Source organism: Corynebacterium kroppenstedtii (assembly GCF_016894245.1).
Lineage (GTDB): Bacteria > Actinomycetota > Actinomycetes > Mycobacteriales > Mycobacteriaceae > Corynebacterium.
Genome location: NZ_CP069792.1, coordinates 596776 through 620774, shown reverse-complemented (window position 1 = coordinate 620774; position 23999 = coordinate 596776). Strand labels below are relative to the sequence as shown.

Sequence of the window (23999 nt, the reverse complement as noted above, 5' to 3'; positions counted from 1 at the left end):
GAGGAGAAGAAAGTAGAAACACTGAAGACTGCTGGCCGGTGTGGGACTTATAGTTTCTTTATGAGCAATAACGAGAGCGATCGCATCGTCATTTCCGATTATCTCTACGTAACTCCCGAAACAGTTGAGATATGGGAAAAGTTAAGTGAGGAAGAAAAACAGCATCACATCAACGAAGCTGAGTATTTCTCCGAAGAGTACAACGATGGCAAGCCGTTGAGTTTTGCAGATGTGCAGGGCGCTGAGCTCAGGGGCGCCTAGGCAGTATCCATCCTCACGCGTGGTTGTGGGGGGGGCAGTGGCACTCCTTCTCAGGCTCCCTTTGTTTTTCTCAGTAACTACACAGGTTTGTTTTGTTGTTTGTTCAGGTGCGCTTCGTAGTTTGTGTCATGTAAGCGGAACAGAGAGGCATCAACGCTTCTCACGATCTGAAAGTTTGGTGATGCATTTCGATCCTCGAGGGAGCAATGGGACAAAAGGAGCGCCGTACCTGCTGGGGAGCAAGGTACGGCGCTCCTTTCATGTTGTTTTACCGTGCGTTACCTCGTGCAGCTTTTAGCTACAGGTCAGATGGCCACACTCGTCCCAGTGGTCTTCGTGCTTGTGGTGGAGGTGGCCGTCGTGCAGGTAGTCGACGTGGTCACCGTGGGGGATAGCGACGTGCCCGCAGCCCGGACCATGCTCGTGGGGGTGGTTCTCGTGGATCGTGTGCCCCTCGGTCGTGCATTCGTCCCAGTGGTCTTCGTGCTTGTGGTGGAGGTGGCCGTCGTGCAGGTAGTCGACGTGGTCACCGTGGGGGATAGCGACGTGCCCGCAGCCCGGACCATGCTCATGGGTGTGATTCTCGTGAATGACGTGCTCAGCAGTCATAGTGCGCAACCTTTCTGTGCGTTTATCGACGCTGCGGATAGTCTCCGCGCGTTACTCACTTCCGATCTTAACGACATTCACCACATATAGAAAATCGCTGGAAAAAGACCCAACGAATGTCTTATTGAAAATTGATTATTTTGGGGCTGAAGGCCAATGCTCCGCCACACCCCTTTGTTAGACTTGCAACCTATGTCAATCATTCGCGTGAGCGCCGCAATCATCCGGAATCGTGATGGCCAGTTCTTACTTGTCCGCAAGAAGGGAACGTCAGCGTTTATGTTTCCCGGCGGCAAGCCAGAGCTGGGAGAAACACCAGATCAAACGCTCATTCGCGAACTCGATGAAGAACTGGACCTTCACGTCACAACAGAGGACCTGACCTTCGTCGGCACGTTCCGAACAAACGCGGCTAATGAGGCCAACACACAACTACTCGCCGACGTTTTTACGCTAAAAAACCCGCTGAGCTGGAACAATAGTGCCGACGACGGTCACGTCGATAACGCCGGCGTCAGCAATAGTGACAATAACGACGTCTATGACGTAACTCCGCATGCTGAACTCGACGAGGCGTGCTGGTTGACCAGCGAGCACATCAAAACCGAACGTGAATCTATTGCGCCTCTGACTCGTGAGGTAGTGCCGCAGTTATATGGACGCGGATTCCTCCTGTTCACCGGCTCGGCGCTGGGGAACAGTCCCGCCTATCGGGAGGCTGTGGAGTCGCTGGTGCGTTCCATCGGCGCCCACAATGATCACATTGTTTATGGTGGCGGGCGCGCGGGCCTCATGGGAGTTGTGGGGGATACTGCCGCTGAGGATGGAACGTTGTGCATCGGCGTCATCCCCTATTTGCTCGCCGGTGTGGATGGCCCCAATGGCTTTAACCAGGGCGGACACTCTTATGTTATTCCACGGGCCGATGGAACTATGCCCACTCCGGCGCGTGGAGAAATCGCGCACGACCGTTTAACGCGTTTAGAGCTGGTGCCCACGATGTCTGCGCGTAAAACGCGAATGGGGGAATTAGCCGATATCGTTGTGGGGCTACCCGGAGGTGCCGGCACTGTCGACGAGCTTTTCGATGCCTGGACCCAGCAACAACTGGGCTACACACAGCACGCTGTGGCGCTGCTCAACGTGAATGGCTACTGGGATCCGCTGATCAGCACCATTAAACATATGGTGGCAGAGGGTTTCTTAAGCTCTGCGTATCTGGAATCCCTCATTATTGCGGATAACCCAAGCGAGCTGTATGAGAAGGTCGACGCTTGGGTCCCTCCGGCCCCGAAGTGGGGCTAGAGGTCGGGTGCGCTAGAGGGCAGCGCGACCCTTCACGTCAGCAAACTACATTGCTGGGGATAGTCCTCCGCCGTTGGGACCTTCGCTGATGCGGAAGAGGTGCTCGTTTGCGAATTCCTTAACACCCCACCGCTCCATCTCACGGCCGTAGCCAGAGCGGCCAACACCGCCGAATGGCAGCCCTGCTTCGGTGACGGATGATTCGTTCACAAACGTCATGCCGTCCTTCAACTGGCTGGCCACTTCCCAAGCCTTGTCCAGGTCAGAGCCCCAGACGGAGCCCGACAGGCCGTAGTCGGAGTAATCATTCGCGATGTGGACAGCCTCGTCGGCATCCTTCGCCGGATACACAATCGCAACCGGCCCGAATATCTCGTTGCATCCGACGTCCGACGCGGGGTCAACGTCGGTAAGAAGGGTGGGCTCCATGTAGGCGCCATCACGATCCAGCGCGTGTCCACCCACCTTGATGGTGGCCTTGCCGTCCTTAGCGGCTTTGTCCAGGCGCTCAACGATGCCGTCGCGGGCATCGATCGAGGATAGCGGGCCAATGTCGGCCTTGTCGTCATCCCACGGGCCGACGGTCATCTTGCTGATGCGTTCTTCCAAGCCGGCGACAACTTTGTCGTAGAAGGATTCCATGACAATCAGCCGCTTAGGGGCGTTGCACGCTTGGCCCGTGTTGTACATGCGGATTTTCACGAAGTTGTCCAGGACGTCGTCGAGGTTGGTGTCGTCAAGAACGATGAACGGGTCATTACCACCCAACTCGAGTAGCGACTTCTTGTAGTTTTCGCCAGCGGTTTTCGCGACGGCTGCACCGGCTGCTTCAGAACCGGTGAGTGATACGCCCTTGATGCGCTTGTCGGCGACGAAGGCGTCCATTTGTGAACCGGATGCGTACATGTTGATGAAAACGCCCTTGGGCAACCCGGCCTCTTCGAGCAGGTCTTGGCACGCCTGGGAGGACAGTGGGCAGATGGAAGCGTGCTTGAGCACGAGGGTGTTTCCTAGCAGGAGGTTCGGAGCAGCCCACCGTGCAACCTGGTAGTAGGGGAAGTTCCACGGCATAATGCCCAGGATCGGCCCCATCGGGTCGTGCCGTACGAAGGTGCGAATCGCACCCTGGCGGGGGAGCTCGGTGTCTTGCATGAGCTCGTAGGCGTGCTCGGCGTACCAACGATAAATGTTGACTACGATTTGTATCTCGCCTTGGGCCCACCGCGTGAGCTTGCCCATTTCGCGGCCGATGTAGCTGGCTAGCTCATCGGCGCGCTCTTCGTAGAGGTCGGCTACTTTGTTGAGGACGTTGACACGCTCTTCAAGGGAGGTTTCTTTCCACTGTTTGTAGGCCTCGGTGGATTGGTCGAGGATTTTATCGCGGTCAGCGTCGTCGATGCGGTTAAATTGGTCTTCTGTCTTGCCTGTACTCGGATTTTCTAATGCAAAGGTGCTCATACCACAGTCTTACACGGTTTGACTGGGTTTATCAGAAGGACTGGTCAGCGGGCCGTTTCTTTCCAGATCTTCCACGACGCATGGATCATGGGTAATTGTAGTGGGAGGCGCGCTATCCATCCGATTTGTTCTGTCCACGGCCGGTCGAGGCGTTGGCGGACGGACTCGAAATTGCCTGGCCATACGGCAAGGAGCAGCGCAGCGGAAATGAGGCCGCCATATTTGTTGGCTTTGTTATTGGGCGCGGCGAGGAGGGCGGCGGTGCCGAGTTCGCCGGCGCCGGAGAGGTAGTTCCAGAATCGTGCCGTGCCGGGGGCGTAGGTGGGGACGATTTCTTCGAAGGGTTTGGGTGTGACGAAGTGTCCGAATCCGGCGACGGTGTACAGGGTGGTGAGGCCCCAGCGGGCTTTATCAGAAGACATACCCCAGTTTTAACATGGTGTCATTGTTTTCGCATTTCCGGGGGGATTTTTGTTAGGTCGGGCGGGGTGCTGTGACCGGGCGGGGTTAGAGCGGGAGCTCTCCACCTGCTAGAGCGGGAGCCGTCCGGCGAGTGCGCGTGAGAGCGTGAGTTCGTCGACGTACTCGAGATCCCCGCCGATGGGCATGCCGGACGCGAGTCGCGAGGTAGTGAGGTCGGGGAAGTCTTTGAGGAGCCGCGCGAGGTAGGAGCTGGTCGCTTCGCCTTCGGTGTTGGGGTCGGTGGCGATGATGACTTCTTTGATGGTGGGGGCGTCTTCGTAGCTGGGTTCGTCGGGGGTGGAGTCGGCGGTTTCGCGGTCGGGCAGGACTCCAGCGATGCGTTGGAGGAGCTGTGTGATGGAGAGGTCTTTGGGGCCGACGTTGGCGAGGGGGTCGAGTGCGCCGCCGAGGACGTGGTAGCGGCCTTGGTATTCTCCGGTGGCTTCGATGACTTCGATGTCTTTGGGTTCTTCGATGACGCAGATGGTGGTGGCGTCGCGGTTGGGGTCGGCGCAGATGCGGCAGACGTCATTGCGGGAGATGTTTCCGCAGATGCGGCAGAAGGTGATGCCGTCGCGGACGGAGGTGAGCGCTGCTCGGAGTCGGTCGATGTCGTCGGGGTCGGTGTGGAGCAGGTGAAACGCTATGCGTTGGGCGCTTTTGGGGCCGATTCCGGGTAGGCGTGAGAACTCATCGATGAGGTCTTGGAGTGGTCCTTCGAACAACGACGTCCTGATTTCGTGGGTGGGGTGAGCGTGATGGGTTGGCTAGTTTTGTTACGGCGCCGAGTGCTTTAGGCGCCTAATCGTTTAGGCGCCGAGGCCTCCGAGTCCTTCGGAGAACGGGCCCATCTTTTCCTGCGCGTACGACTGCAACGCGGTGTTGGCGTCCTGGAGTGCTCCGAGGACGAGGTCTTGGAGAGTGTCGACGTCATCGGGGTCTACGACGGACTTGTCGATGGTGACGTTGGTGACCTCGCCGGTACCCTTCATGGTGACCTTGACCAGGCCGTTGCCTGCGCTGCCGCTGATTTCGGATTGTGCGATTTCACCTTGCACGCGTTGCAGTTCTTCCTGCATTTGCTGTGCTTGGGCCATGATTTCGTTGAAGTCGGGCTCTGCCATTGTTGTCTCCTTTGTCGTTAAATATCGTCGTGTTGGTGTGTCATTGTCGCGGTTCAGTGTAACGAATATGTGCGACAAGGGTGGTTGCGGCTGGCCATGCCGCCCCGGAGGGGTGGGGTTCCCTTTGGCGTGATGGGTTCCCCGGTGCGACGCCTAGAGCGGTTGCGCACCGAGTTCCTTGATGAGGAGCTCCATGGCTATGTCTTTAGCCGAGCGATGGTCGTAGTTGGGGTCGTCGCGCGTGGCGTTGACCATTTCTTCTTCGGCTTCTTCTTGCGTGTATTCGGTGCTTGCCGACGATGGTGCTTCGGCAGTCGGTCCGCCCGTGTTGGAACCACCTTTGTCGGAGTTGCTGCTGGCGTTGCCGGGGCCACCGCTGGTTTCGGTGGCGTCGCCGTTGGTGCCAGCGGACGTATTGCCCGGCGCAGGGTAATAGTCGTCGGGTGGTGGGCCGTAGCCATCGGGGTCGTCGGGTTCGGGAGGCAGCGGCGATCCGTCACTGAATTCTTGCGGTGAGTCTGCTCGCCGTCCCGCGGGTGGCGTGTGCGTTGGGCGTGACTGGCCGTTCCGTGATTGCGGTGTGGCGTTGTGTCGTGGGTGGGCATGCCCATCGCGCTGCCTTTGGCCGGTCTCGTCGGCGTTCGACTGCTGTTGTTCCTGCGCTTTTTTCCATGCTGCCGCTGCTGTTAATGCAGTGCGAGCAGAATCGGACAGGGTAGACGTGGGCGAGGCCGGTGATGCGGGTGACGTGGTTCCCGCGAAATCGCCGGGCGCGGAGCCGTTCCCGCTGTCGGCGTCGGCGCTGGTTGAAGTGTCGGCGCTGGTTTCGGTGTCGGTGGTGGCGGTAGCAGCGGATTTATCTGCTACCGCTGAGCGAGGGTGGTCTGGGTGAGCGTCCTTCCATCGTTGGAGGGCCGCGTCGTCGGTACCAATGACCGCCTCAACAGTGACTTCTTGCCCGGTGGCATCTGTGATTGCGTCCACGATGGACGTGTTGATGTGCTGGTCATTGAGCCTTTGCGCGAGCGCCCCGGTGTGGTGGCCAAGGACGACGTGGTTGCGGAAGACCCCAAGAATGACAGCTTCGCTGACCATAACCTGGGCGACTTTGCTTCGCTTGCCGACGGCCTGCTTGATCTGTGTCCATTGTGGCCGGAGATCATCGGCAGTGAGGCCGGTTTCGTGGTCTGTGGTGTCGCGGTCGGCCTGATCCGTTTCCGCCCCAGCATCGGTGTGTTGGTCATGCTGGTTTGTTTCGGTATCGGTCGATTGATCCTCGTGGCCGTTAGTCTCGGGACCTGCACTGGCCTCGGAATTTTCACTAGCGTTGGCAGCTGCAGTGGCCGTGGAATCTGCCGTGGGCGTGTCATCGGAACGTGCGCTGTCGGCGTGCGTGTTCTGCGCGTCGGCGGAACGTTCGCTCTCGGGGAGTACGACGGCGGGGCCTTCCTTCTCCTCGATCCTGTGCATGCGCTCTTCGGCTTCGCGGGCGCGGGTTTCTCTCTCTTGTTGTAACGCCTGCTCACGCAAGTATTTAGAGAGAGTTTCCCGATCCATCGTCCGCGGATCCACAGACTCTGGTGATGGTGCAGCTTCATTTTGCGACGATGCTGCGGCCTCATCCTGCGGCGGTGCAGGTTTTTCAGGTGTTGCCGCTGAAGGGCTTTGGGTCTCCAGGGACTTCACATCGCCTGTGTCTTGACGCTCCGAACCCTTAGCTTCCTGTGGCGTTTCGGGGTTCGTTTCCGAGGATGGCGAGGGCTGTGGCGTCGGAGTCTCAGTTTTCTTATTCTTGCGCGGCCAAATGATTCGCCCACCACCTTTGGCCCGGGGTGGAGTCGCGTTCGCATCAGATCCTGGGGCACCACTATCAGCAGCACCGTTATCAGCAGCTCGAGCACCACCCTCAGCAGCAGAAGAACTCGTGCTCCCAACCCGATGATCATTGTCGCTGGCAGAACGGCTGACCGCCGGTTGGCCACTTTCTAACGCTTCAACGCGTTGTGACAGTGCTTCTATACCGTCGGCCGCGCCGGGCATGACCATCCGCGCGCACATGATCTCGAGGAGCAGCCGCGGAGAGGTGGCGCCTTTTAGTTCGTTCAGTCCGTCACTGACGACGGCTGCGCATCGCGTGAGCGTGGCGGGCCCGAGGGATTGTGCTTCGTCGGTGAGGGTTTCGCGCTGGTCGAGGGGTGCGTCGACGAGTCCTTGGTCGAATGCGTCGGGTATGGACTGGAGGACGAGCAGGTCGCGGAAGCGGTCGACGAGGTCGGTGGCAAACCGTCGCGGGTCATGTCCGGCGTCGAGGACGTTGTTAATCGTGGTGAAAAGCCCGGCCGGATCGTTGTTGGCCACGGATTCGACCGCGGCATCGATAAGTGCGCTGTCTGTGATCCCGAGGACGCCTGCGGCGTGGGCGTAGGTGATGCCGTTGTCGTCGGCTCCGGCGAGGAGTTGGTCGAGGACGGAGAGCGAGTCGCGGGGGGATCCGCCGCCGGCGCGGATGACTAGCGGGTAGACGGAGTCTTCGACCTGGACTTTTTCTTCGTGGCAGATTCGTTCCAAAAGGCCCCGCATGTCGTTGGGTGCGAGGAGGCGGAACGGGTATTGGTGCGTCCTGGACTTGATGGTGGTCAGGACTTTTTCGGGTTCGGTGGTCGCGAAGATGAACACGAGGTGTTCGGGTGGTTCTTCGACGATTTTGAGTAGCGCGTTGAAGCCTTCTTTGGTGATCATGTGGGCTTCGTCGATGATGAACACGCGGTACCGGGATTCGGCGGGTGCGTAGATGGCTCGGTCGCGGAGGTCTCGCATGTCTTCGACGCCGCGGTGGCTGGCCGCGTCGAGTTCGGTGACGTCGAGGGAGCCTGGGCCGCCGGGGGCAAGTGCTCGGCAGGATTCGCATTCCCCGCAGGGGGTCGATGTGGGCCCGTGCACGCAGTTGAGCGAGCGCGCGAGGATGCGGGCGGAGGAGGTTTTACCGCAGCCGCGGGGTCCGGAGAACAGGTACGCATGATTGATGCGTCCGGCGTCGAGTGCTCGGCTAAGGGGCACGGTGACGTGTTCTTGGCCGACGACGTCGGCGAATGTTGCGGGACGGTACTTCCTGTAAAGAGCCACGTGTGTATGCTACCGCCCGGGTAGGACACACCGTGGTGTTGAGCTTTTTGCGCCTTTGAACTGGGGTTACGGGTCGGCTCGTGTGCTCAGGGGGCTAAACAGAGTGTCGTGCCGACGTGCGCTACCGGGTGGATGGGCGTTATATGACGCTCGCGCGACGAAGGTCGCGGAGGTCTGCCCCTCCTTCGGCCAGCCGAGTCTGGAGTGAGTCGATCCCGTGGGTCATGCCGTGGAGGAATTCCTGTTCGGTGAGCATGATGATCTGGGCGATCAGCGTCATACGCCCCGGGTGCGTGGGATTAACCGGTTGCCCGTCGGCCGTGGTGAGGTCGGGATGCTCGGTGACCGTGGGAACCCCTTTGGGCCAAATGTAGGGGACGACGAGTAGCCCGTGTTTCGTGGTGAACGCGGGGTTGACCATGGCCCCCAGCCCTGGGAGGAATGTTCCTGGTTGGGCTAGGCGTCCGGATCCTTCTTCGCTGAGCATGGTGGCCGCTGCAGCGACCAGTTGCGCCATTTCGCCTGGTCTGGCAAGGCCCACTGCAAGCAGCTCGGCGCGCACATCCATGCCGTCTGGGCTGGTCAGCCCGGTGGAGTATCGCGCCGCGTCTGCCGTACACGAGAGGATTTGCCACAGGTCATCGGTCACTTTTGCGTGCCGGCCGCGCGGCTGCTCCTCATTACCGTTCGCGGGGTCGACGGGTTCGGCCGTTCCGTCGTCGTTAATGAGGAGGGAGGTCACGGTAAAAGGTGGACTATCTGGGCTGGCTTTGATGCTGGTCCAGTGCGTTTCGCCAGGCAGGATGGATTCCAACCAGGTTTGTGTTTCCAGTAGGTTCATGGGCGTGGTGGGCGCTCACCTCTGTTGTCGGGGTCGGGGTCGGCTACTTCTCGGCGGCTTCAGCTGCTGCGAGGAGGACACAGGTGGCCACTCCATCCATGGCTTCTTCGACCTGCTCAATGGGCGGAAGCGAAGGCGCGAGCCGGATGTTGCGGTTATCGGGGTCCTTGTGCAGCGGGAAGCTGGATCCAGCTTCGGTGAGCTTAATACCTGCCTCTTTGGCCAACTCAACGACGCGTGACGCGGTGCCGTCGGGCACGTCGAGGCTGATGAAGTACCCACCCTTTGGCTCTGTCCACGTGGCAACGTTGTAGTCGTCGAGCCGCTCGTGGAGCACCTTGTCGACGGCGGCGAATTTCGGCGCCAGCGACGTGGCGTGTTTCCGCATGATGGCCTTGACACCCTCGGCATCGTGGAAGTACTTCGCGTGGGCCAGCTGGTTGATCTTGTTCGGCCCGATGCCGCGGATCCCAGCGTGGCTGGCGTACCAGTCCAGGTTGCTTGCCGACGAGGCGAAGAAGCTCACGCCCGACCCGGCGAAGGTGATTTTGGACGTGGACGTCATGAACCAGAAACGGTTCGGGTGCCCGGCTTTCTCGGCGAGCTTCAGAACGTTGATGGGCTCGGGGAAGTCGTCGGTGAGGGTGTGGACGGCGTAGGCGTTGTCCCACACGATACGGAAATCGGGTGCGGCCGCATCGAGCGCCGCAAGCTTTTCACACGTTTCCCGCGAGTAGCTAATGCCCGTCGGATTGCCGAATACGGGCACAGTCCACATGCCTTTGACCTGCGGGTCTTTGAGAAGTTCGGCGATGGCGTCGAGGTCGGGCCCCTCATCCGTCATCGGGACATTGATCATCTCGAATCCGAGGTGCTCGGTGATGGAGAAGTGACGGTCATACCCCGGGACCGGGCAGATCCACTTAACGGTGTCTTCGTCTTTCCACGGCCGCGGCGAATCTTGAGTGCCGAAGATATACGCCCACACGATCAGATCGTGCATGATGTTCAGGCTGGAAGCATCCCCCGCGATGATGTTGTCGACGGGGATTCCCAGCAGGTCAGCGTAGATTTTCCGAATATCGACGATGCCGCGCAGGCCACCATAGTTGCGGCAATCGGTGCCGTCGTCGGCGGTGTAGTTGCCCGTGCCGGGAAGGCCGAGCAGTTCGTCGCCAAAGTCCAGTTGTTCAGCGGATGGCTTGCCGCGGGTCAGGTCCAGCGCGAGGTTCTTGGCCTTGAGTTCGTTGTATGCCTTCTCGATGTCGGCTTTGGAGCTGGTGAGGGCTTCGACGTTGATTTTCGACGGTGTGACCTGCGGTGACATGTGAACCTTCCTTGAGACCATGCGATTCACTTTCATCGTACAGGGTGGTGCGGACATGGGAAGAGGATTTTTTATCGGGGCGCCTGAACCACGGCTTGGTAGTAGAAGTTGCCGTCCTCTCCGCGGTAGCACGCGGTTGTTTGGATTGGCTGATGGTCGCGGTTTTGTTCGCACCCCATACCGGAGCCGAATGGGCCGAGAGTCCTCCACTCCAACTTGGGGCCATTCACACCAGCGTTCGGGACGTCCTCCTCCGCGTCTTCATCGTCGTAGCTGTCGTCGTAATTGCCCGTGTTCTGCGTTTGCACTGGCGCTTGTTGCGTGGTGTAGGTCTGCCGAGGCGTGTATTCCTCGGTCGTCGTTTCGCCGTCGTAGTCCGGCGTGGTCGTGCGAGTGGTTGTGGTGGCCGTCTTCGTCGTGGTCTGGTCGGTCGTCTTGGTCTTGGTGATCGTGCTGGGCTCGGAATCTGCGTCATCATTTCCGCAGGCAGCAAGCGTGCCGACGACTGCCACCGCGGTTGCTACAGCCATTACTTTCCGACGAATGACGTGGGATTTTTTGCCGGTGCTCGGTGAGGTGATCGATGAAGAGGAGGCAGATGATGAGGCGGTGGGGAGCATTTTTCGGGCCCTTCGTGAGTAGTGATGTGAGGGAAGTAAATGGTGGCGTCGCATGTGCGGCGCTTTCATTTATTATGTGCTCTAGCCCGCGCCAATGTTCCCGATTGAGCGTTCTTTGCCCCTCGTCGTGGGGACTATGTAATCCTCTGACATGGGCGTTAGGTTTCCTTGGGCTGGTCCTCTGCGCCTGTGTTCTTTCTAGAGGTTTGGATGGAAAACCTGGCGATACTGGCTGGTGGCGGGTTATACGACAAAAAGTGTGTCCGCATGCGGGAAAACTGCGAAGGTATATCAGGGTCGGCTGGGGAAACTGCGGGGGGATATGGCCAAAAAATGGCCGAAAATTGACCATATACCCCCGCGCTTTTATTCGGGGCGTATATCCCCCCGCAGTTTTGGGCTCCAGGTGTAGCGTCCCCCGCAGTTTTTCCGTCTATCGGCTCCTTTTTCCGTGGGTCGGTGCTTCGCGCCCCAGGGATTGGGTCCTTCCCGGGGGTTATACGACAAAAGTGTTGGTGGTGGATGTGATCCGCTCGGGGCAGAGCACATCGTCGGATGGGGGATCGGCTCGATGAGCCGCCGGTAGTCGCTGGTGGTTTCGCGTGCGCACCACGGCCAGGCGATGATGTGGTCGATTCTTCGGCATGGGACCAGGCGGATATATGTCCGCCGGGCAAGTATTTTCCGTGTTTGCCCAGATCAAAGGCCAGAAATCGTCGGACTCGAATACACTTTCTGTCGTATTATCCCTGGTGGCAGTGGATGGAAATTCTGGGTATGCGAAAAACCTAGCCACCCTGTGGTTACTGGATGGCTAGGTTCTGTGGCGGAGGATGTGGGATTTGAACCCACGAGGGTATTGCTACCCGCACGCGTTCCAGGCGTGTGACATAGGCCGCTAGTCGAATCCTCCAAGCGTGGAACGCACCTGAAGTCCGCGTTCCGGTGGGCAAGCCTACCGGATGTTATGGGCATCGACAAAAACAGGTCTTGTAGGGCGTCGATAATGGGAATATTGGGTCCACGTAGTGCGCTGTTTTCCCAGCGGAGGGGAGGGATCGCTCTGGTGGGTGGGAATATGAGCCTCTGTGGGTTAGTATGGGGGCCGGATTCCGCGCGGCGTCCATCTTGTGAACTCCCCCAGGGCGGGAACGCAGCAAGGGTCAGCGAGCTCTGACGGGTGCGTGGGGTCCCCTTATTTATTTCTGCTTTCGTGCCCGGGCAGTGTTGGCTCACCATGGTGTGGCTGGTTGTAGGTGGGGAATTGCTACACCGGGGAGTTGTATATTCGTGGGAACCGATGGTCGGCTTCGTCGTCTAAACCGACGCGAGAACATTGCGACAATAATTTCTAAAATTCGTAGACGTGCCGTTATGCGTCTGGTAACGTCAACGCTGAAAAATGGGGGTTTTCACAAGTTTCCTTATTTATTGGAGTTTGTTTATTTAAAGTTTTGTGCCATTCCGTTTAGTTGCCGTTCTGACTGTCGGGGTAGAGAGGCTTCAGATTGTTCTGATATTCGGAGTGGGCGAAATTTATAAAAATCATGTTGGGGGATTGTCGTGGGGGATCACTATCGCAACAGAAGCGATATAAAACGGAATATCGGACGTCCGCGTATTGTCGGAATCTCTCTAAGCGTAGTGTCGATTGCTGCTGCAGCATTGTTGGCGGGATGTTCCCAGTCCGATGGTTCTGGTTTCGGGGATATGGAACCTGCGGCAGCTAACAGTGAAGATATAGATAGGTTTGGATCGTCGGAACCCGCCACTTCTCACACCAACCCGGCAGAAGAATTGTTCTCAGAACGGAAGGCGATCGGTTCTACAAGGCCCGTTCCCGAAGAAATTAGGTCGGGTAAGGGGGAACACAAGGATCGTCCTTTGTGGGAGCGCCCGGAGGTATTGGCTAAGTACCCGGTTAAAGCAAAAAAGAACCCTGATGGCTCCTATGACTACTCAGATCCGCGGTTTGAGAATGCCGACCTTTGCGAGGATGCTCCGCCAGGATACTGGGAAGGTATGGGGTATCGATCGGTAGGGTCGGATTATATAAAATTTCGAAAGTTAAAGAATTGTGGACTTGTGATTATGGATAGAGGGCAAGAAAGATTAATTGCCGCCGGTACAGACTCACTGCCTAAAAATAATCTCGCTGGCCGCATATTTAGAGAGTACTCACCGTATGAATATGACCAGATCAATGAAATGTTTGGTGTTAAAGCCTGTGTTTCTTATTTAGAAACTCCACTTGGAAGAGTGGGGGTTACCGATTTAGCTGAGTTTGATCCTAGGGATTTTAAAGAATTATGTGACGATGCAAGAAGCGAATTAGAAAGGTTATTGTAGAATGGAATTATCTGTAGATCCTTGTTCTCTGGATAGAGTAATTTCAATCCTAAACGACGGTGTTTTCCTTAGGGGAAAGAGTTTCCTCTCATTATACCGAGGTTTAGAAAGTTCATTCACAGAGGAACCGGGATTGAGGAACCTAAGTGAGCAACATACTAAAGTTATTTCCGGAGAAATAGGAAGCGCAGTACAGACGCTGCGTGAACTCCGTCGTCTGATTCACTGGTTAGCTGAAGGCACGAAGGAAATGCGGGGTGCGTTTGTTGGCCAAGACGATGCCTCAGCGGCCATACTCTGCGGACTTAAGTCGATACAGGGCACAGAGTTCACCTTCCCGACACGTCCAGATGGAGCATTTAGCCCCTTTGACTTTTCTGAACCAATACCAGGGGACGGTGATGATCCTTCTGCAGTCCTCGCGATGCTCGACGCAGGTGACGATAGTGAGATTTATGCCCTTGCTGAGTACTGGCACAACCTGTCCAGTTCTTTGAACGATACCGTCGACGCCCTGGTGCGGGCCCGTACCCAATTGGAAGAAAACACTGGAGAGGCGATTGATGCCGCCGCCGGTTGTTGCAGCCAGGTAATGGCCACGGCTCAAACTTTCGCTGATAACGCCACCGCCATGCACGCTTCCGTCTCCCAACTGCCTCATATTCGGCAGGCTGCCCGCGCCCAGATCGCGGCCATCGAAGCCGAGCACGCCGCAGCGGTCGCCGCAGCCACCAACCCCGCCGGAGTACAGGCAGCCGGAGAAGCAGCACGGGCAGCCACTCGTGAATTCATGACCGGCCCTTATCAAGCCATGCTCACTGCGGCGGTGCCACCACTACGCAACCTCACCGAACGACCCAACGTCGGGCAGGGTGGAGGACATCTCACCGCGCAGTCGCCCTCGCCCATTAACAGCCCTAGCTCCGTATCCACCACGGTCACCCCTGCTATGGCGACAACTGGGGCAGTTGGAGGAGCGCCGGTTATGAACAACGCACCACTTAATCTGACCCACCCAGCAACGATCAGCGCGGATAACGTCGGCACAACTACTAACCACCCCGCACCAGCAGTACCCATCACACCGGCCGCACAAACCTCACCCAACCGAGCGTCCAACGTAGGTAGCGGACCTCGCGGCGGCGCACCAACCCCGATTAACGGAAACAACGCTCCCGTTACTCCCGGTGGTGTCAGCGGTAACTCATTTCCCCGATCACCTGGGAATACTTCATCACCTGGCTACACTCCTCGCACAACCCAAACACCAGGCCGCAACCTGCGTTCTAACACACCGAACAATGGGCTCGGCGGCGCTAACCGCACCCCGATTAACAGCGGACACGCCCCACACGGCAACGGCAACTATCCGCGCAACGGAGTTCATGGGCCAGGACAGCTCAACAAACTCGACGAAATCCCGCGGAGTAGGAGCGTCATCATCCATCCCGGACCAGATACGCCCAAGCCCCGGACGGGGGACAACCCGCATTACCCAGGCTCAACCCCAGGGGACAACAAAAACATGGCACCACATTATGGCCGTGGCGCCGCAACACCGTCACCCACCGGAGGTGACGGTTCACGCACAGCGATGGGCAGGATGGGCATCGCGCCCATGGGTGGCTACGGCAACTCGTCAAAATCCCAAAAACAAGAACCAGAAGGGAAGTACAAGCCCATCACCAGCGAATTCGAGGCCGAATACAACCTGCGGCAACTCCGAGGAGACATCGGGCTCACCACGCCACACGTCATCGGCGCACAACTGCGGGAGCCCAAATGATCGCGGACACGCTACTCGTCCAGGCCGGCCGCAATAGCATCGGCAATCGAATCAATCAATGTTTTCTCAGACTGACCACCCGAAACAGTAACCTCCTCGCCACACTCGGCGCCCAAACTCATCACGGACAACGCCGAATCAGCATCCGCGTCATTGACCAAGATGCCTTCCTCTGAGTCCGCAGCCATCTCCGCCAACTTCGCGGCAGGGCGCGCGTGCAGACCGGTCTTATCCGCGACCTTCACACGCCGCGAATACCGAGCCCCATCCGCGTCGTCGCCATTGCCGCTCCCACCATTTGCATCCTCGCTCGGCGTGGCCACCGAATCGCTCTTCGACGAACCACCGCTCGCCGAATCACCATCATCGCCGGCGCTGTTCGACGTGAACGCAGAAATCGCACGTCGAGCCTCACGCTCCACACCATCCAGATCCTGGCCCTGCTGGGCAGCGACGGCTCCAGCAACGGTGGCCTCAACAAGCGGGGCGTCAATAAACCGAACAGGCTCGTCGTCGAGCATGTCCACAACCATCTCCACCGTCATCGTCGCAGAGCCCAGGTCAGTGAAAATAGCGCAGGCCAAACCCGCGTCGACAACCTTATTAACAGCGGCCTCAATCGCGTCATACGAGGTGCCGATACCGCCACCATCGGGGTTGTCCTTATCCTGCGGGCTGGCATCCAAACCACCCGCCGGAACGATCAGCACATCCCGAGCCATTTGCGACGCCAGCAGCGCCAAACCATCGGCCAAGCGCTTCGAATGAGACACCACCACGACGCCGACCTGTGGCGATTGTTTCCGTTCAGAGTCCGGCGAAGCTGAATCCACCGAAGCAGAATTCGACGGGGCAGCGTCCGTCGTCGGGCGTTCCGAACCGTCATTGGTGCCAGATGCAGCGTCGTTATTGCGTGTCATCATCGTTCCTTCCGTAAGTTCTTCCTCCGGTCGTGGTTCCTCCGTTGTTGCTCTGTTTGCAGAGCTATATGCAGAATCCTCGCCTGCAGTCGTGGTTGACGCCGCTGTAGCTGCCGCGTCACCAGCAGCTGCCGCGTCACCAGCAGCCTTACGCGGTTTCCGAGCCTCCTCCTCGAGGCGCTGCAGCACCTCGCTCATTGCGCACCCCACTACACATCAACGGCTTTGGAGGCCTCGGCGAGGAAATACGCGGAGCTCGCAGCGCCGGGATCCTTGTGTCCCACAGAGCGTTCCCCCAGGTAAGAAGCGCGCCCTTTGGTAGCAGTCATCTCGACGGTGGCCTCAGCACCTTCATCCGCAGCACGAGCAGCTGCCTGCAACACCTCGGCTGGATCCTTTCCATCATCGGCAGCAGACCGTGCTGCCCGCGCCGCCGGGGCCCACGCATCAACCATGGTTTTCTCCCCCTCCTCTGCCTTACCCCGCTTTTCGACGCCACCCACTGCGGACTCCACCACAGAGGCAACACCGTCGGCGTCAAGCCCGTCACCCGATACGGCCCTCGCTGCGTACATGAATGCTGTGCCCAGCAGCGGCCCGGACGCCCCGCCGACCGTCGACATCAGCGTCTTGGCCGTCAGCTTAAAAACGCCCGCAATATCCTGAGGCTGGTCCTCATCCAGCTTCTTCACAACAGCCTGGAAACCACGGTCCACATTTTCGCCGTGGTCAGCGTCGCCAATAGCCCGGTCCAAATCGATCAATTCTTCACGGTGCTCGCTAGCGGTCGTGGCGCACCCGCGAATCCAGCGCTCAGCCCACGCCTTATCCAAATCTGACATAGTGTTCCTCCTCTGGTCTACTGCTGGTTATTTTTGGTTTATTTCTTGACAAATGCCGGCGTCTCGGCGGGATCGTCGTACAGGGAGAGCAGTTCATCATCGACGCGGAGCAGCGTGACGGACACACCCTGCATTTCCAGGCTGGTGACGAAGTTCCCGACGTCGGACCGCTCGAGAGCAACACCGAGGTCCGATAGCCGCTGCGCCACCCGTCGGAAAACGATGTACAACTCGGACAACGGCGTGCCGCCCATTCCGTTGACCAGGGCAATAACGCGGTCGGACTTCTTCAGCTCCAGATCCGCAACAATGGGGTCGAGCAGCTGATCCGTGATCTCATTCGCACTACTCATGGGGACGCGATGTCGGCCAGGCTCGCCGTGAATGCCCACGCCCAGTTCAATCTCGCTGTCGTCGAGGTCAAAGGACGGCTCCCCCACGTGAGGAACGGTGCACGACGTCAATGCCACACCCATCGACCGCACGTTATGAATGGCACTGTGCGCGATGCGTTCGACCTCGTCGAGAGACAATCCGCGTTCCGCCGCGGCCCCGGTGATCTTCTCGACCAAGAAAGTGCCGGCAACGCCACGTCGGCCAGCGGTAAAAGTTGAATCCTCAACGGCGACATCGTCGTTCACGATGACCTGCCGAACCTCGATGTCCTCCATATCGGCAAGGTCAGCAGCGGTATCGAAATTGAGCACGTCCCCGGTGTAATTCTTAACGACGAACACCACGCCTGCACCCTTATCGGCGCTCTTTGCCACTTCGAGGATCGGGTCGGGCGTTGGTGACGTGAACACGGCGCCAGGAACGGCGGCGTCGAGCATCCCAGTGCCGACGAACCCCGCATGGAGAGGCTCGTGTCCGGAGCCGCCACCCGAAATGACGCCCACTTTGCCTTGTTCCTTGGCATTGTGAGAGCTTCGGGTGACAAACAGCGGGTCAGGATTGACCGTGACGAGCTCTGGGTGTACCAAGCCCACCCCCTCGATGCTCTCCGTGACGACGTCATGCGGGTCGTTGATTAATTTCTTCATAGACCTGACTCCTCGGTGCCTGTGTGCTCACTATTTCACCATCGGGTGGCTCTGTAGTTCTTGTTTTAGTGCGTCGATGGTCCGCAGTCTTCGTAGGCCTAGGTTACTCGCGAGACAGAGGTGTTGAGGGGCGGCGAGCTGCTTATCGGAGCCTCACGATTTCCTGGGCGTGGCAGGTGTCTTATTAGAATCAGCACCATGTCCATGCCGAAAATTGTGCTGTTTTATGTGTTCACGCCTCTAGCCGACCCTGAAGCGATTCGTCTGTGGCAGAAGGCCTTGGCGGAGAAGTGGAATCTCAAAGGCCGGGTCATTATTTCTAAAGATGGCATTAATGCGACGCTCGGCGGGGAACTTAACGACGTCAAACGTTATTGCCGTGAAACGCGCAGCTACGCACCTTTTAAGAATGCCGATATTAAGTGGTCAGAGGGTGAAGGGGATGACTTCCCCCGCTTGAGCGTGAAAGTCCGCCCGGAGTTAGTCACATTCGGCGCTGTGGATGAATTGAAGGTGAATGAAGAGGGTGTCATCGGTGGCGGTACGCATCTGAAACCGGAGGACCTGCATCATTTGATGGACGAACGTGGCGATGAGGTGGTGTTTTTCGATGGCCGTAACGCCATGGAGGCAGAAATAGGCAAGTTCCGCAATGCTGTAGTTCCAGCTACGACGACGACTCGCGATTTCTTGGATGAGATCGAATCCGGCAAGTACGACGAACTGAAGAAGCGACCGGTAGTGACGTATTGCACGGGTGGTATACGGTGCGAAGTTTTGTCAGTGCTGATGAAGAACCGCGGCTTCCAAGAGGTCTATCAGCTGGACGGGGGAATCGTGCGCTACGGGGAAGCCTACGGAAACGATGGGTATTGGGATGGATCTTTATATGTTTTTGATAAGAGAATGCATATGGAATTTGGCGACGGCGCGGAATCGTTAGGACACTGTGTTGAATGCGGAAAGCCGACGGCACAATTCGTGAATTGCGCGAATGACAAGTGTCGGAAACTGTTTTTGCGGTGTGACGCATGTACGTCTGCTCATAAGCATAAGTATTGTGGCGAATGTGAACCGGCTTTAGTGTGATTTTTCTTAACCTGATGTAAAGACGAACTGGTTTTAAGGTTCGACCAATTTCTGAAAAAGTGTTTTTTTATTTCAATTTCTGTTGGGCTGTGAGATAGATCTCGAAGGCATTTGCGTGGTGAATCTACCCAAGGCCGATAGGAGGGTTAACTCACCCCGATAACGGCATTATCGCACCGCAATGGACTTGTCAGACGTCATATGTAGATGATGTAATGCAATGGGAGCCGAAGTAGATATATCGGAGTGGGAACATGAGTTTCCACGTTTCCCTTTGTTTTCTTTCGTGTAGATCAGTGATAGGTAGAAAATTGAAGATTAGAAAAGTGCTGAGCGCTATAGCATGTGCTGCAGCATGTGTAGTTGGGACAACAGTGGCTGCACCATCGGCGAATGCGGTAGCTGATGGTTACAATGCCGTTTTTGAACCATGGTCTGCTGAAGTTCTTATTGGTGGCGTGTGTAGTGGTTCCGTTTTATCGGACCGCTGGGTTATCACTGCGGCACATTGTTTGGGTAATAGTCATGGTCCGGGTGGCCATGTGAAGATTGGTGAGCAAGCTCAGCAAACATTCAAAGTTGATCGAGTCGTTCGTGAACCGGGCGGCGCCGATGTCGCTCTGGTTCGCACTGACGTTTCGATGGGGGTTCGGCCCATCATGTTGCCGTCGCCCGGCCCTATGCCAAATCAGCCAGGGCAGTTCACTGGGTGGGGCCATGCCCGCTTCCCTGAGAAACAAGGTTTGGCTTTTGTTTCGGGTCCGACGCGAGGGCCACGCCCAGGCAATGCGGATATGTTCGAAACAAAGTCCATCATTGGTCACCAGGAGGATGGCGACTCCGGCGGAGCATTCCACATTGGTCCCGTCCTTTACGGTGTTTTGTGCTCGTCGAGCGGTAAGGACGGTCAGGGGCGGACGATGGCGAACTACACGAAGGTTGATCAGTTCCTCCCGTGGATTTACGGCACCATCTTCACTCAGAGTTGGCCCTGATAGGTCATTCGGTCTGGTAGGTTATTAGGCCCGATAGACCTTTGACACTGATAGGTCATTAGTGCAGTCGTCTACCGACGCGCACTAATGACCTTTTTGCTTTCACTAGTGACAGTTGCCGACGCTAACGATGGGGTAATAACCAACGACGGTTCGTTGCCGGATTTCTTCCATCAGTTACTGACGATTATCGACGAGGAGTATCGACGGCTCTCGGTGAGCGGCTGATCGTAGACACTAGAGCTTTGTTGGCCTAGTCGCGGTCTTCCCCAGAGTCAAAAGGAATGAAGAATGAGGCTCCTAACTCTTCATTGCCGCAGCCAGTGCTGAGGCCTTCTTCTTTCGCGGTTACGTACGTGGGTGAATAACAGCCCCAATCGTCCTCGGTGGAATCCCAGTATTGGAAATTGCCGTGGCGCTCTCCATCTCGGCCCCCATCTCCGTCGGGGGCGTCGAAGTAGCGCTTGAGTACTTCCTGAGCATCGGCGCAGTCAATATCCCCTTTGTCTATTACTATCGGGTAAGTTTCCCCATTAGCTCCTTGGGTCGTGCATTCCCCTCCTGAACTGCTATTCGAGTTGTTATTCGAACTGTCGGAATCGTCGTTTTCTTCAGTTGTGTCTGTCGTCGTGTTGTCATTATTGACGGTGGGATTAATCACGGATTTTCTTTCGGTAGGTTCCGTGGTTTCCCGCCCGGGGGTGGGATTAACTGACGGGGTCGCCACCCGAGACTGCGTTACTGACGTGCCGATTGTGGCTTCATCATTTTTCTGCCCATTGTGGTGGTTGGACCACACGTAGCTCGCTCCACCAATCGCTCCGCCGAGCAGCACGAGTATGCCAACAATACTGGCGACGCCTTTTGCGCCAATGCGGTTAGGTTTTGTGTCTGCGGAGACGCCGGTGCTTCCATTTCCGCCATAGTTATTCCCGCTTGGAGCATGCTCGCCCTGAGAAAATCCGGCTTGAGAAAACCCTTGGTTTGGTGCTGGCTGTTGTGATGTCGGCGGTTGTCCCCATTGGGATTGGTTGGGTGGTTGAGTGCCGAATCCTGGAGTGTCTTGCCTCTGTCGTGATCCCTGTGAGTTGTTCGGGTTGTTTACCGGCGGGAATTGCCGTGTTTCGTTGTTCTGACCGGCCGCGTTGTTCTGCGCATCCGTGTTTTGCCAAGCTCCGTTGTTCTGCGCGCTTCCGTTGCCCCACGTGTTGTCCTGACCGCCCGCATTATTCCACGTACCTTCGGGATTATTGGGCGGAAATTGGGTGGTTTCGGGGTCATTGTGTGGCTGTTTTTCTGATTTGTCGCTCATGGTGATTCCTTGTTCGGTGGGGTGGGGAGGCTGGTGAGCTAGGGACTAGTGAGTTGTGTATTCAATTGCGCGTGCTGACTTCACCGTGTTCGCACTCTTCTACTAAAGCAGACGTGAAGCTCACCATTTATTACCCACGGCGCAAGTCTGTGTTGTGTACCCGTTTTTGTGGGGAGCGTTGAGGCAAGCCCGCAGGTGTCGGACTCTTGCACGCTCTTTCCTGGTCCGCCCTTTCCTGCACCCTCACCCCCACTGGAAAATTGCGCCATTCACTCCCGCTGTAAAAGCTCTACACAAAGACTGTAGACAGAGCGGTCTATTTTAGGCTACTCTAAGCACGACATCATGGCGTCCACACCGGTGGTCGCCATGTATGACCGTCGTCACGTAGGGCGGATGTCCTCATTTGCCCTCATTCATTGGGTGGCGCTCATCAGACGCCACCCATCAAGCGGAAAGGTTGCCATGCTTATTACCGGTCTCATGCTCGGAACGGTCCTCGGTTACGTCATGCAAAGGGGTCGCTTTTGTGTCACCGGTATGTTGCGTGACATCTTCACGCTGAAAACGTGGCGCCGATTCGTGGCGCTCCTCGTCGTCATCGCCGTCCACGCGGTGGGCTTAGCCGCACTAACATCGCTGGGTGTCATCACCCCGGAGGTCGACGACTTCGCCCCCTTCGCCGTCATCATCGGCGGCTTCCTCTTCGGCGTCGGCATTGTGTTGGCGGGCGGGTGCGCGTCGGGAACCTGGTACCGCTCCGGCGAAGGCCTCGTCGGGTCCTGGATTGCCCTGCTCACGTATGGCTTGTCGGCCGCTGCGATGAAAGCGGGCGCGCTACAAGGGATCAACACCACACTCCGTGAATACACGGTCCCGCTTACGACTATTCAGCAGTCACTAGGCGTGTCGACGTGGGCCTTGGCCCTTCCGTTGGCCGTGCTGACCGCGTTCCTCGTCGCGAAGTTTGTCCGTGTGGAGGCAACTCAGCCGAAAATCGCTCAGCTTGCGGCGAAGAAGACGGGCCTCGCGCACCTGGTGGCGGAAAAGCCCTGGCACGTGTATACGACTGGGGCGATTGTCGGTGTGCTCGGCGTCATCGCTTGGCCTCTCTCGGCGGCGACGGGGCGCAACGATGGCTTGGGAATCACAACACCCAGCTCGGACCTGGTTCGTTTCGTGACGACGGGTGACGCGACCCGCATCAACTGGGGGGCCCTCCTGGTGCTGGGGATCCTGATCGGGTCGTACCTGGCGGCGAAGGCGTCGGGGGAGTTCCGCGTGCGAGTTCCGTCGGGAACCCAGGCGGTGCGGTCGGTCGCCGGTGGTGTGTTGATGGGTGTCGGCGCTGCGTGGGCGGGTGGCTGCACGGTCGGAAACGGCATGGTGCAGACGTCGCTGTTTAGCTACCAAGGTTGGGGTGCTTTGCTCTTCATCGCGCTGGGGGTGGGGTTCGCCGCGAAGCTGTGGCTGAAGCCTGCCGAGCCGATCAATCCGCAAGATCCGGATGGCTACACCTTGTCGCCATCTACTGCCGACGCCACCCGCGCGGCTAGCGCCGGCGATTTGGCTCCTGCCCCCGCTTCCGACGAATCAGCGCCTGGAGCTGGGGTCGATGACCTGACGCCTGAGCCCGGTGCAGTTAAGCGCAGTGCAGTGTTGGCAGAGTCTGGAGATCGTCAGAGTTCTGAACGCGAGCCTGTTTTAGTGGGCGCCTCTGCGGGTGGTTCTGCCGCCGATTCCGAATTGAATGCCGGAGGATTCGCGACAGCTGTTGGCTTACCGGCGGTGTCTGTGCTCGAGCGCCCGGCTGATGGTGGTCCTAATGACGTGAGCCCAAAGCTCCGCGGAGGTTTACGCCGTGTCGGTGAGCGACGGTTTGCCCTGGATACGCTGGGTGCGGTGTGCCCGTTCCCGCTGATTGAAGCGAAGAACGCGATGCAGCAGCTCTCCAGTGGGGATGAGCTGGTCATCGACTTCGATTGCACCCAGGCGACGGATGCTATCCCGCGATGGGCGGCGACCGATGGTCACGAGGTGACAAACTTCGAGGCCACCGCCGACGCCGGATGGACCATTAGCGTGCGCAAAGGATAAGTCGATAGTGTCTTAGCCTTTAGAGGTAATACTTTCGTGGCGAATACACAATCTTTCCGTTGCTATCTCTGCATGAGGCAATACCGGGTACGTAGTCGGGGTCTGTCTCGTTCGAATTAGGGCCCTTGTTTGTATGGTTCGTTTCCTCTAGAGCATCCTCTGAGCGGGTATTTTTCGGAATAGTTTATCAATGGACTTTCAGCTAAATGTCGGCATTTACCTCACAAAATGTGGAGTTAGTGGGGCTAAAGATAGGAGACGGGGGCTGAAGAGTTTTACGCTTGCGAAAGTATCTTAGGTTGAGTCGCAATTCCATATAACAGAATTTTTGTACGAGATCACTTTATGGATGATTTGGTGATCTAACTTTTAGTTTATATGGCGCAAATAGCCCGAAGGATTTAGTATCAAGAACCCCCGCCCAAGACCGAATCCA

21 protein-coding genes, 1 tRNA gene and 1 other RNA gene are annotated in these 23999 nt (G+C 57.7%); 9 read left to right on the top strand and 14 right to left on the bottom strand.

All coding sequences use genetic code 11. The features are described 5' to 3' along the window. Positions 1 to 60 precede the first annotated feature (60 nt). The gene (locus I6J23_RS02810; protein WP_204582442.1) at positions 61 to 261 is read left to right on the top strand and encodes a hypothetical protein; all 201 of its coding nucleotides are present in this window, start codon (positions 61 to 63) and stop codon (positions 259 to 261) included. Positions 262 to 555: 294 nt separating this feature from the next. On the opposite strand, the gene I6J23_RS10650 is transcribed toward I6J23_RS02810, so the two are convergent. Beyond that, complete coding sequence (locus tag I6J23_RS10650) at positions 556 to 870, bottom strand: threonine dehydratase (protein ID WP_082089980.1); 315 nt, start codon at positions 868 to 870, stop codon at positions 556 to 558. Positions 871 to 1062: 192 nt separating this feature from the next. On the opposite strand from I6J23_RS10650, the gene I6J23_RS02800 reads away from it, so the two are divergent. Next, entirely contained in the window at positions 1063 to 2175 is a 1113-nt protein-coding gene (locus tag I6J23_RS02800) for a TIGR00730 family Rossman fold protein (protein WP_204582440.1), read from the top strand. Between the two features lie 45 nt (positions 2176 to 2220). Here the strand turns inward: I6J23_RS02800 and I6J23_RS02795 are convergent, their stop codons facing one another. The 9 genes from I6J23_RS02795 to I6J23_RS02755 all read right to left on the bottom strand — a co-directional run bounded on the left by I6J23_RS02795 (position 2221) and on the right by I6J23_RS02755 (position 12043). Next, entirely contained in the window at positions 2221 to 3633 is a 1413-nt protein-coding gene (locus I6J23_RS02795) for an NAD-dependent succinate-semialdehyde dehydrogenase (RefSeq protein ID WP_204582439.1), read from the bottom strand. A gap of 44 nt (positions 3634 to 3677) precedes the next feature. After that, positions 3678 to 4055 (bottom strand): DoxX family protein, encoded by a 378-nt coding sequence (locus tag I6J23_RS02790; protein ID WP_204582438.1) that lies wholly within the window; start codon positions 4053 to 4055, stop codon positions 3678 to 3680. A gap of 108 nt (positions 4056 to 4163) precedes the next feature. Beyond that, complete coding sequence (locus I6J23_RS02785; RefSeq protein WP_204582437.1) at positions 4164 to 4820, bottom strand: recombination mediator RecR; 657 nt, start codon at positions 4818 to 4820, stop codon at positions 4164 to 4166. Positions 4821 to 4904: 84 nt separating this feature from the next. Then, positions 4905 to 5219: a YbaB/EbfC family nucleoid-associated protein gene (locus tag I6J23_RS02780; RefSeq protein WP_204582436.1), complete on the bottom strand. Its 315-nt coding sequence runs from the start codon at positions 5217 to 5219 to the stop codon at positions 4905 to 4907. Positions 5220 to 5372: 153 nt separating this feature from the next. Beyond that, positions 5373 to 8342 (bottom strand): DNA polymerase III subunit gamma and tau, encoded by a 2970-nt coding sequence (locus I6J23_RS02775; protein ID WP_204582435.1) that lies wholly within the window; start codon positions 8340 to 8342, stop codon positions 5373 to 5375. 139 nt (positions 8343 to 8481) lie between these two features. Continuing rightward, entirely contained in the window at positions 8482 to 9183 is a 702-nt protein-coding gene (locus I6J23_RS02770; RefSeq protein WP_204582434.1) for a suppressor of fused domain protein, read from the bottom strand. Between the two features lie 43 nt (positions 9184 to 9226). After that, the gene (locus tag I6J23_RS02765; RefSeq protein ID WP_204582433.1) at positions 9227 to 10510 is read right to left on the bottom strand and encodes an aminotransferase class I/II-fold pyridoxal phosphate-dependent enzyme; all 1284 of its coding nucleotides are present in this window, start codon (positions 10508 to 10510) and stop codon (positions 9227 to 9229) included. A 71-nt stretch (positions 10511 to 10581) separates the two neighbouring features. Then, on the bottom strand, positions 10582 to 11130 hold the full coding sequence (locus I6J23_RS02760) for a hypothetical protein (protein ID WP_204582432.1): 549 nt from the start codon (positions 11128 to 11130) through the stop codon (positions 10582 to 10584). An 824-nt stretch (positions 11131 to 11954) separates the two neighbouring features. After that, positions 11955 to 12043 (bottom strand) — tRNA-Ser (locus tag I6J23_RS02755). 191 nt (positions 12044 to 12234) lie between these two features. On the opposite strand from I6J23_RS02755, the gene ffs reads away from it, so the two are divergent. The 3 genes from ffs to I6J23_RS02740 all read left to right on the top strand — a co-directional run bounded on the left by ffs (position 12235) and on the right by I6J23_RS02740 (position 15265). Next, positions 12235 to 12329, top strand: an RNA gene (ffs, locus tag I6J23_RS02750) — signal recognition particle sRNA small type. 364 nt (positions 12330 to 12693) lie between these two features. Further along, positions 12694 to 13479, top strand: coding sequence for a hypothetical protein (locus I6J23_RS02745; protein WP_204582431.1), 786 nt, complete (start codon positions 12694 to 12696; stop codon positions 13477 to 13479). 133 nt (positions 13480 to 13612) lie between these two features. Further along, a complete protein-coding gene (locus I6J23_RS02740) occupies positions 13613 to 15265 on the top strand; it encodes a hypothetical protein (RefSeq protein ID WP_239454960.1) in 1653 nt (550 codons plus the stop codon). Positions 15266 to 15276: 11 nt separating this feature from the next. Here the strand turns inward: I6J23_RS02740 and dhaM are convergent, their stop codons facing one another. Genes dhaM through dhaK form a run of 3 tightly spaced genes read right to left on the bottom strand, consistent with a single transcriptional unit; the run spans position 15277 to position 18070 of the window. Next, complete coding sequence (gene dhaM / locus I6J23_RS02735) at positions 15277 to 16383, bottom strand: dihydroxyacetone kinase phosphoryl donor subunit DhaM (RefSeq protein WP_430516397.1); 1107 nt, start codon at positions 16381 to 16383, stop codon at positions 15277 to 15279. Positions 16384 to 16394: 11 nt separating this feature from the next. Next, positions 16395 to 17027, bottom strand: a complete 633-nt coding sequence (gene dhaL, locus I6J23_RS02730; protein WP_204582429.1) for a dihydroxyacetone kinase subunit DhaL — start codon at positions 17025 to 17027, stop codon at positions 16395 to 16397. 38 nt (positions 17028 to 17065) lie between these two features. Next, positions 17066 to 18070, bottom strand: a complete 1005-nt coding sequence (dhaK, locus tag I6J23_RS02725; RefSeq protein ID WP_204582428.1) for a dihydroxyacetone kinase subunit DhaK — start codon at positions 18068 to 18070, stop codon at positions 17066 to 17068. Between the two features lie 198 nt (positions 18071 to 18268). Here dhaK and I6J23_RS02720 point away from each other — a divergent pair, with 198 nt between their 5' ends. From I6J23_RS02720 to I6J23_RS02710, 3 genes are all read left to right on the top strand, one after another. Further along, on the top strand, positions 18269 to 19159 hold the full coding sequence (locus tag I6J23_RS02720) for a rhodanese-related sulfurtransferase (protein ID WP_204582427.1): 891 nt from the start codon (positions 18269 to 18271) through the stop codon (positions 19157 to 19159). A gap of 374 nt (positions 19160 to 19533) precedes the next feature. Next, complete coding sequence (locus tag I6J23_RS02715; RefSeq protein WP_204582426.1) at positions 19534 to 20154, top strand: S1 family peptidase; 621 nt, start codon at positions 19534 to 19536, stop codon at positions 20152 to 20154. 87 nt (positions 20155 to 20241) lie between these two features. Further along, entirely contained in the window at positions 20242 to 20382 is a 141-nt protein-coding gene (locus I6J23_RS02710; RefSeq protein WP_204582425.1) for a hypothetical protein, read from the top strand. Between the two features lie 25 nt (positions 20383 to 20407). Here I6J23_RS02710 and I6J23_RS02705 read toward each other — a convergent pair whose 3' ends face one another. Next, positions 20408 to 21466: a hypothetical protein gene (locus I6J23_RS02705; protein WP_204582424.1), complete on the bottom strand. Its 1059-nt coding sequence runs from the start codon at positions 21464 to 21466 to the stop codon at positions 20408 to 20410. 465 nt (positions 21467 to 21931) lie between these two features. Between I6J23_RS02705 and I6J23_RS02700 the strand changes: the two genes are divergently transcribed. After that, entirely contained in the window at positions 21932 to 23563 is a 1632-nt protein-coding gene (locus I6J23_RS02700; protein ID WP_204582880.1) for a YeeE/YedE thiosulfate transporter family protein, read from the top strand. Positions 23564 to 23999 lie beyond the last annotated feature (436 nt).

Excerpts from the sequence above, each read along its gene's own strand:
- I6J23_RS02810 (WP_204582442.1), top strand. The coding sequence starts at position 61 with ATGAGCAATAACGAGAGCGATCGCATCGTCATTTCCGATTATCTCTAC.
- dhaK (WP_204582428.1), bottom strand. The coding sequence starts at position 18,070 with ATGAAGAAATTAATCAACGACCCGCATGACGTCGTCACGGAGAGCATC.
- I6J23_RS02790 (WP_204582438.1), bottom strand. The coding sequence starts at position 4,055 with ATGTCTTCTGATAAAGCCCGCTGGGGCCTCACCACCCTGTACACCGTC.
- I6J23_RS02700 (WP_204582880.1), top strand. The coding sequence starts at position 21,932 with ATGCTTATTACCGGTCTCATGCTCGGAACGGTCCTCGGTTACGTCATG.
- I6J23_RS02705 (WP_204582424.1), bottom strand. The coding sequence starts at position 21,466 with ATGAGCGACAAATCAGAAAAACAGCCACACAATGACCCCGAAACCACC.
- I6J23_RS02780 (WP_204582436.1), bottom strand. The coding sequence starts at position 5,219 with ATGGCAGAGCCCGACTTCAACGAAATCATGGCCCAAGCACAGCAAATG.
- dhaL (WP_204582429.1), bottom strand. The coding sequence starts at position 17,027 with ATGTCAGATTTGGATAAGGCGTGGGCTGAGCGCTGGATTCGCGGGTGC.
- I6J23_RS02795 (WP_204582439.1), bottom strand. The coding sequence starts at position 3,633 with ATGAGCACCTTTGCATTAGAAAATCCGAGTACAGGCAAGACAGAAGAC.
- I6J23_RS02720 (WP_204582427.1), top strand. The coding sequence starts at position 18,269 with ATGTCCATGCCGAAAATTGTGCTGTTTTATGTGTTCACGCCTCTAGCC.
- dhaM (WP_430516397.1), bottom strand. The coding sequence starts at position 16,383 with ATGAGCGAGGTGCTGCAGCGCCTCGAGGAGGAGGCTCGGAAACCGCGT.
- I6J23_RS02710 (WP_204582425.1), top strand. The coding sequence starts at position 20,242 with ATGACCTTTTTGCTTTCACTAGTGACAGTTGCCGACGCTAACGATGGG.
- I6J23_RS02765 (WP_204582433.1), bottom strand. The coding sequence starts at position 10,510 with ATGTCACCGCAGGTCACACCGTCGAAAATCAACGTCGAAGCCCTCACC.
- I6J23_RS02800 (WP_204582440.1), top strand. The coding sequence starts at position 1,063 with ATGTCAATCATTCGCGTGAGCGCCGCAATCATCCGGAATCGTGATGGC.
- I6J23_RS02770 (WP_204582434.1), bottom strand. The coding sequence starts at position 9,183 with ATGAACCTACTGGAAACACAAACCTGGTTGGAATCCATCCTGCCTGGC.
- I6J23_RS10650 (WP_082089980.1), bottom strand. The coding sequence starts at position 870 with ATGACTGCTGAGCACGTCATTCACGAGAATCACACCCATGAGCATGGT.
- I6J23_RS02760 (WP_204582432.1), bottom strand. The coding sequence starts at position 11,130 with ATGCTCCCCACCGCCTCATCATCTGCCTCCTCTTCATCGATCACCTCA.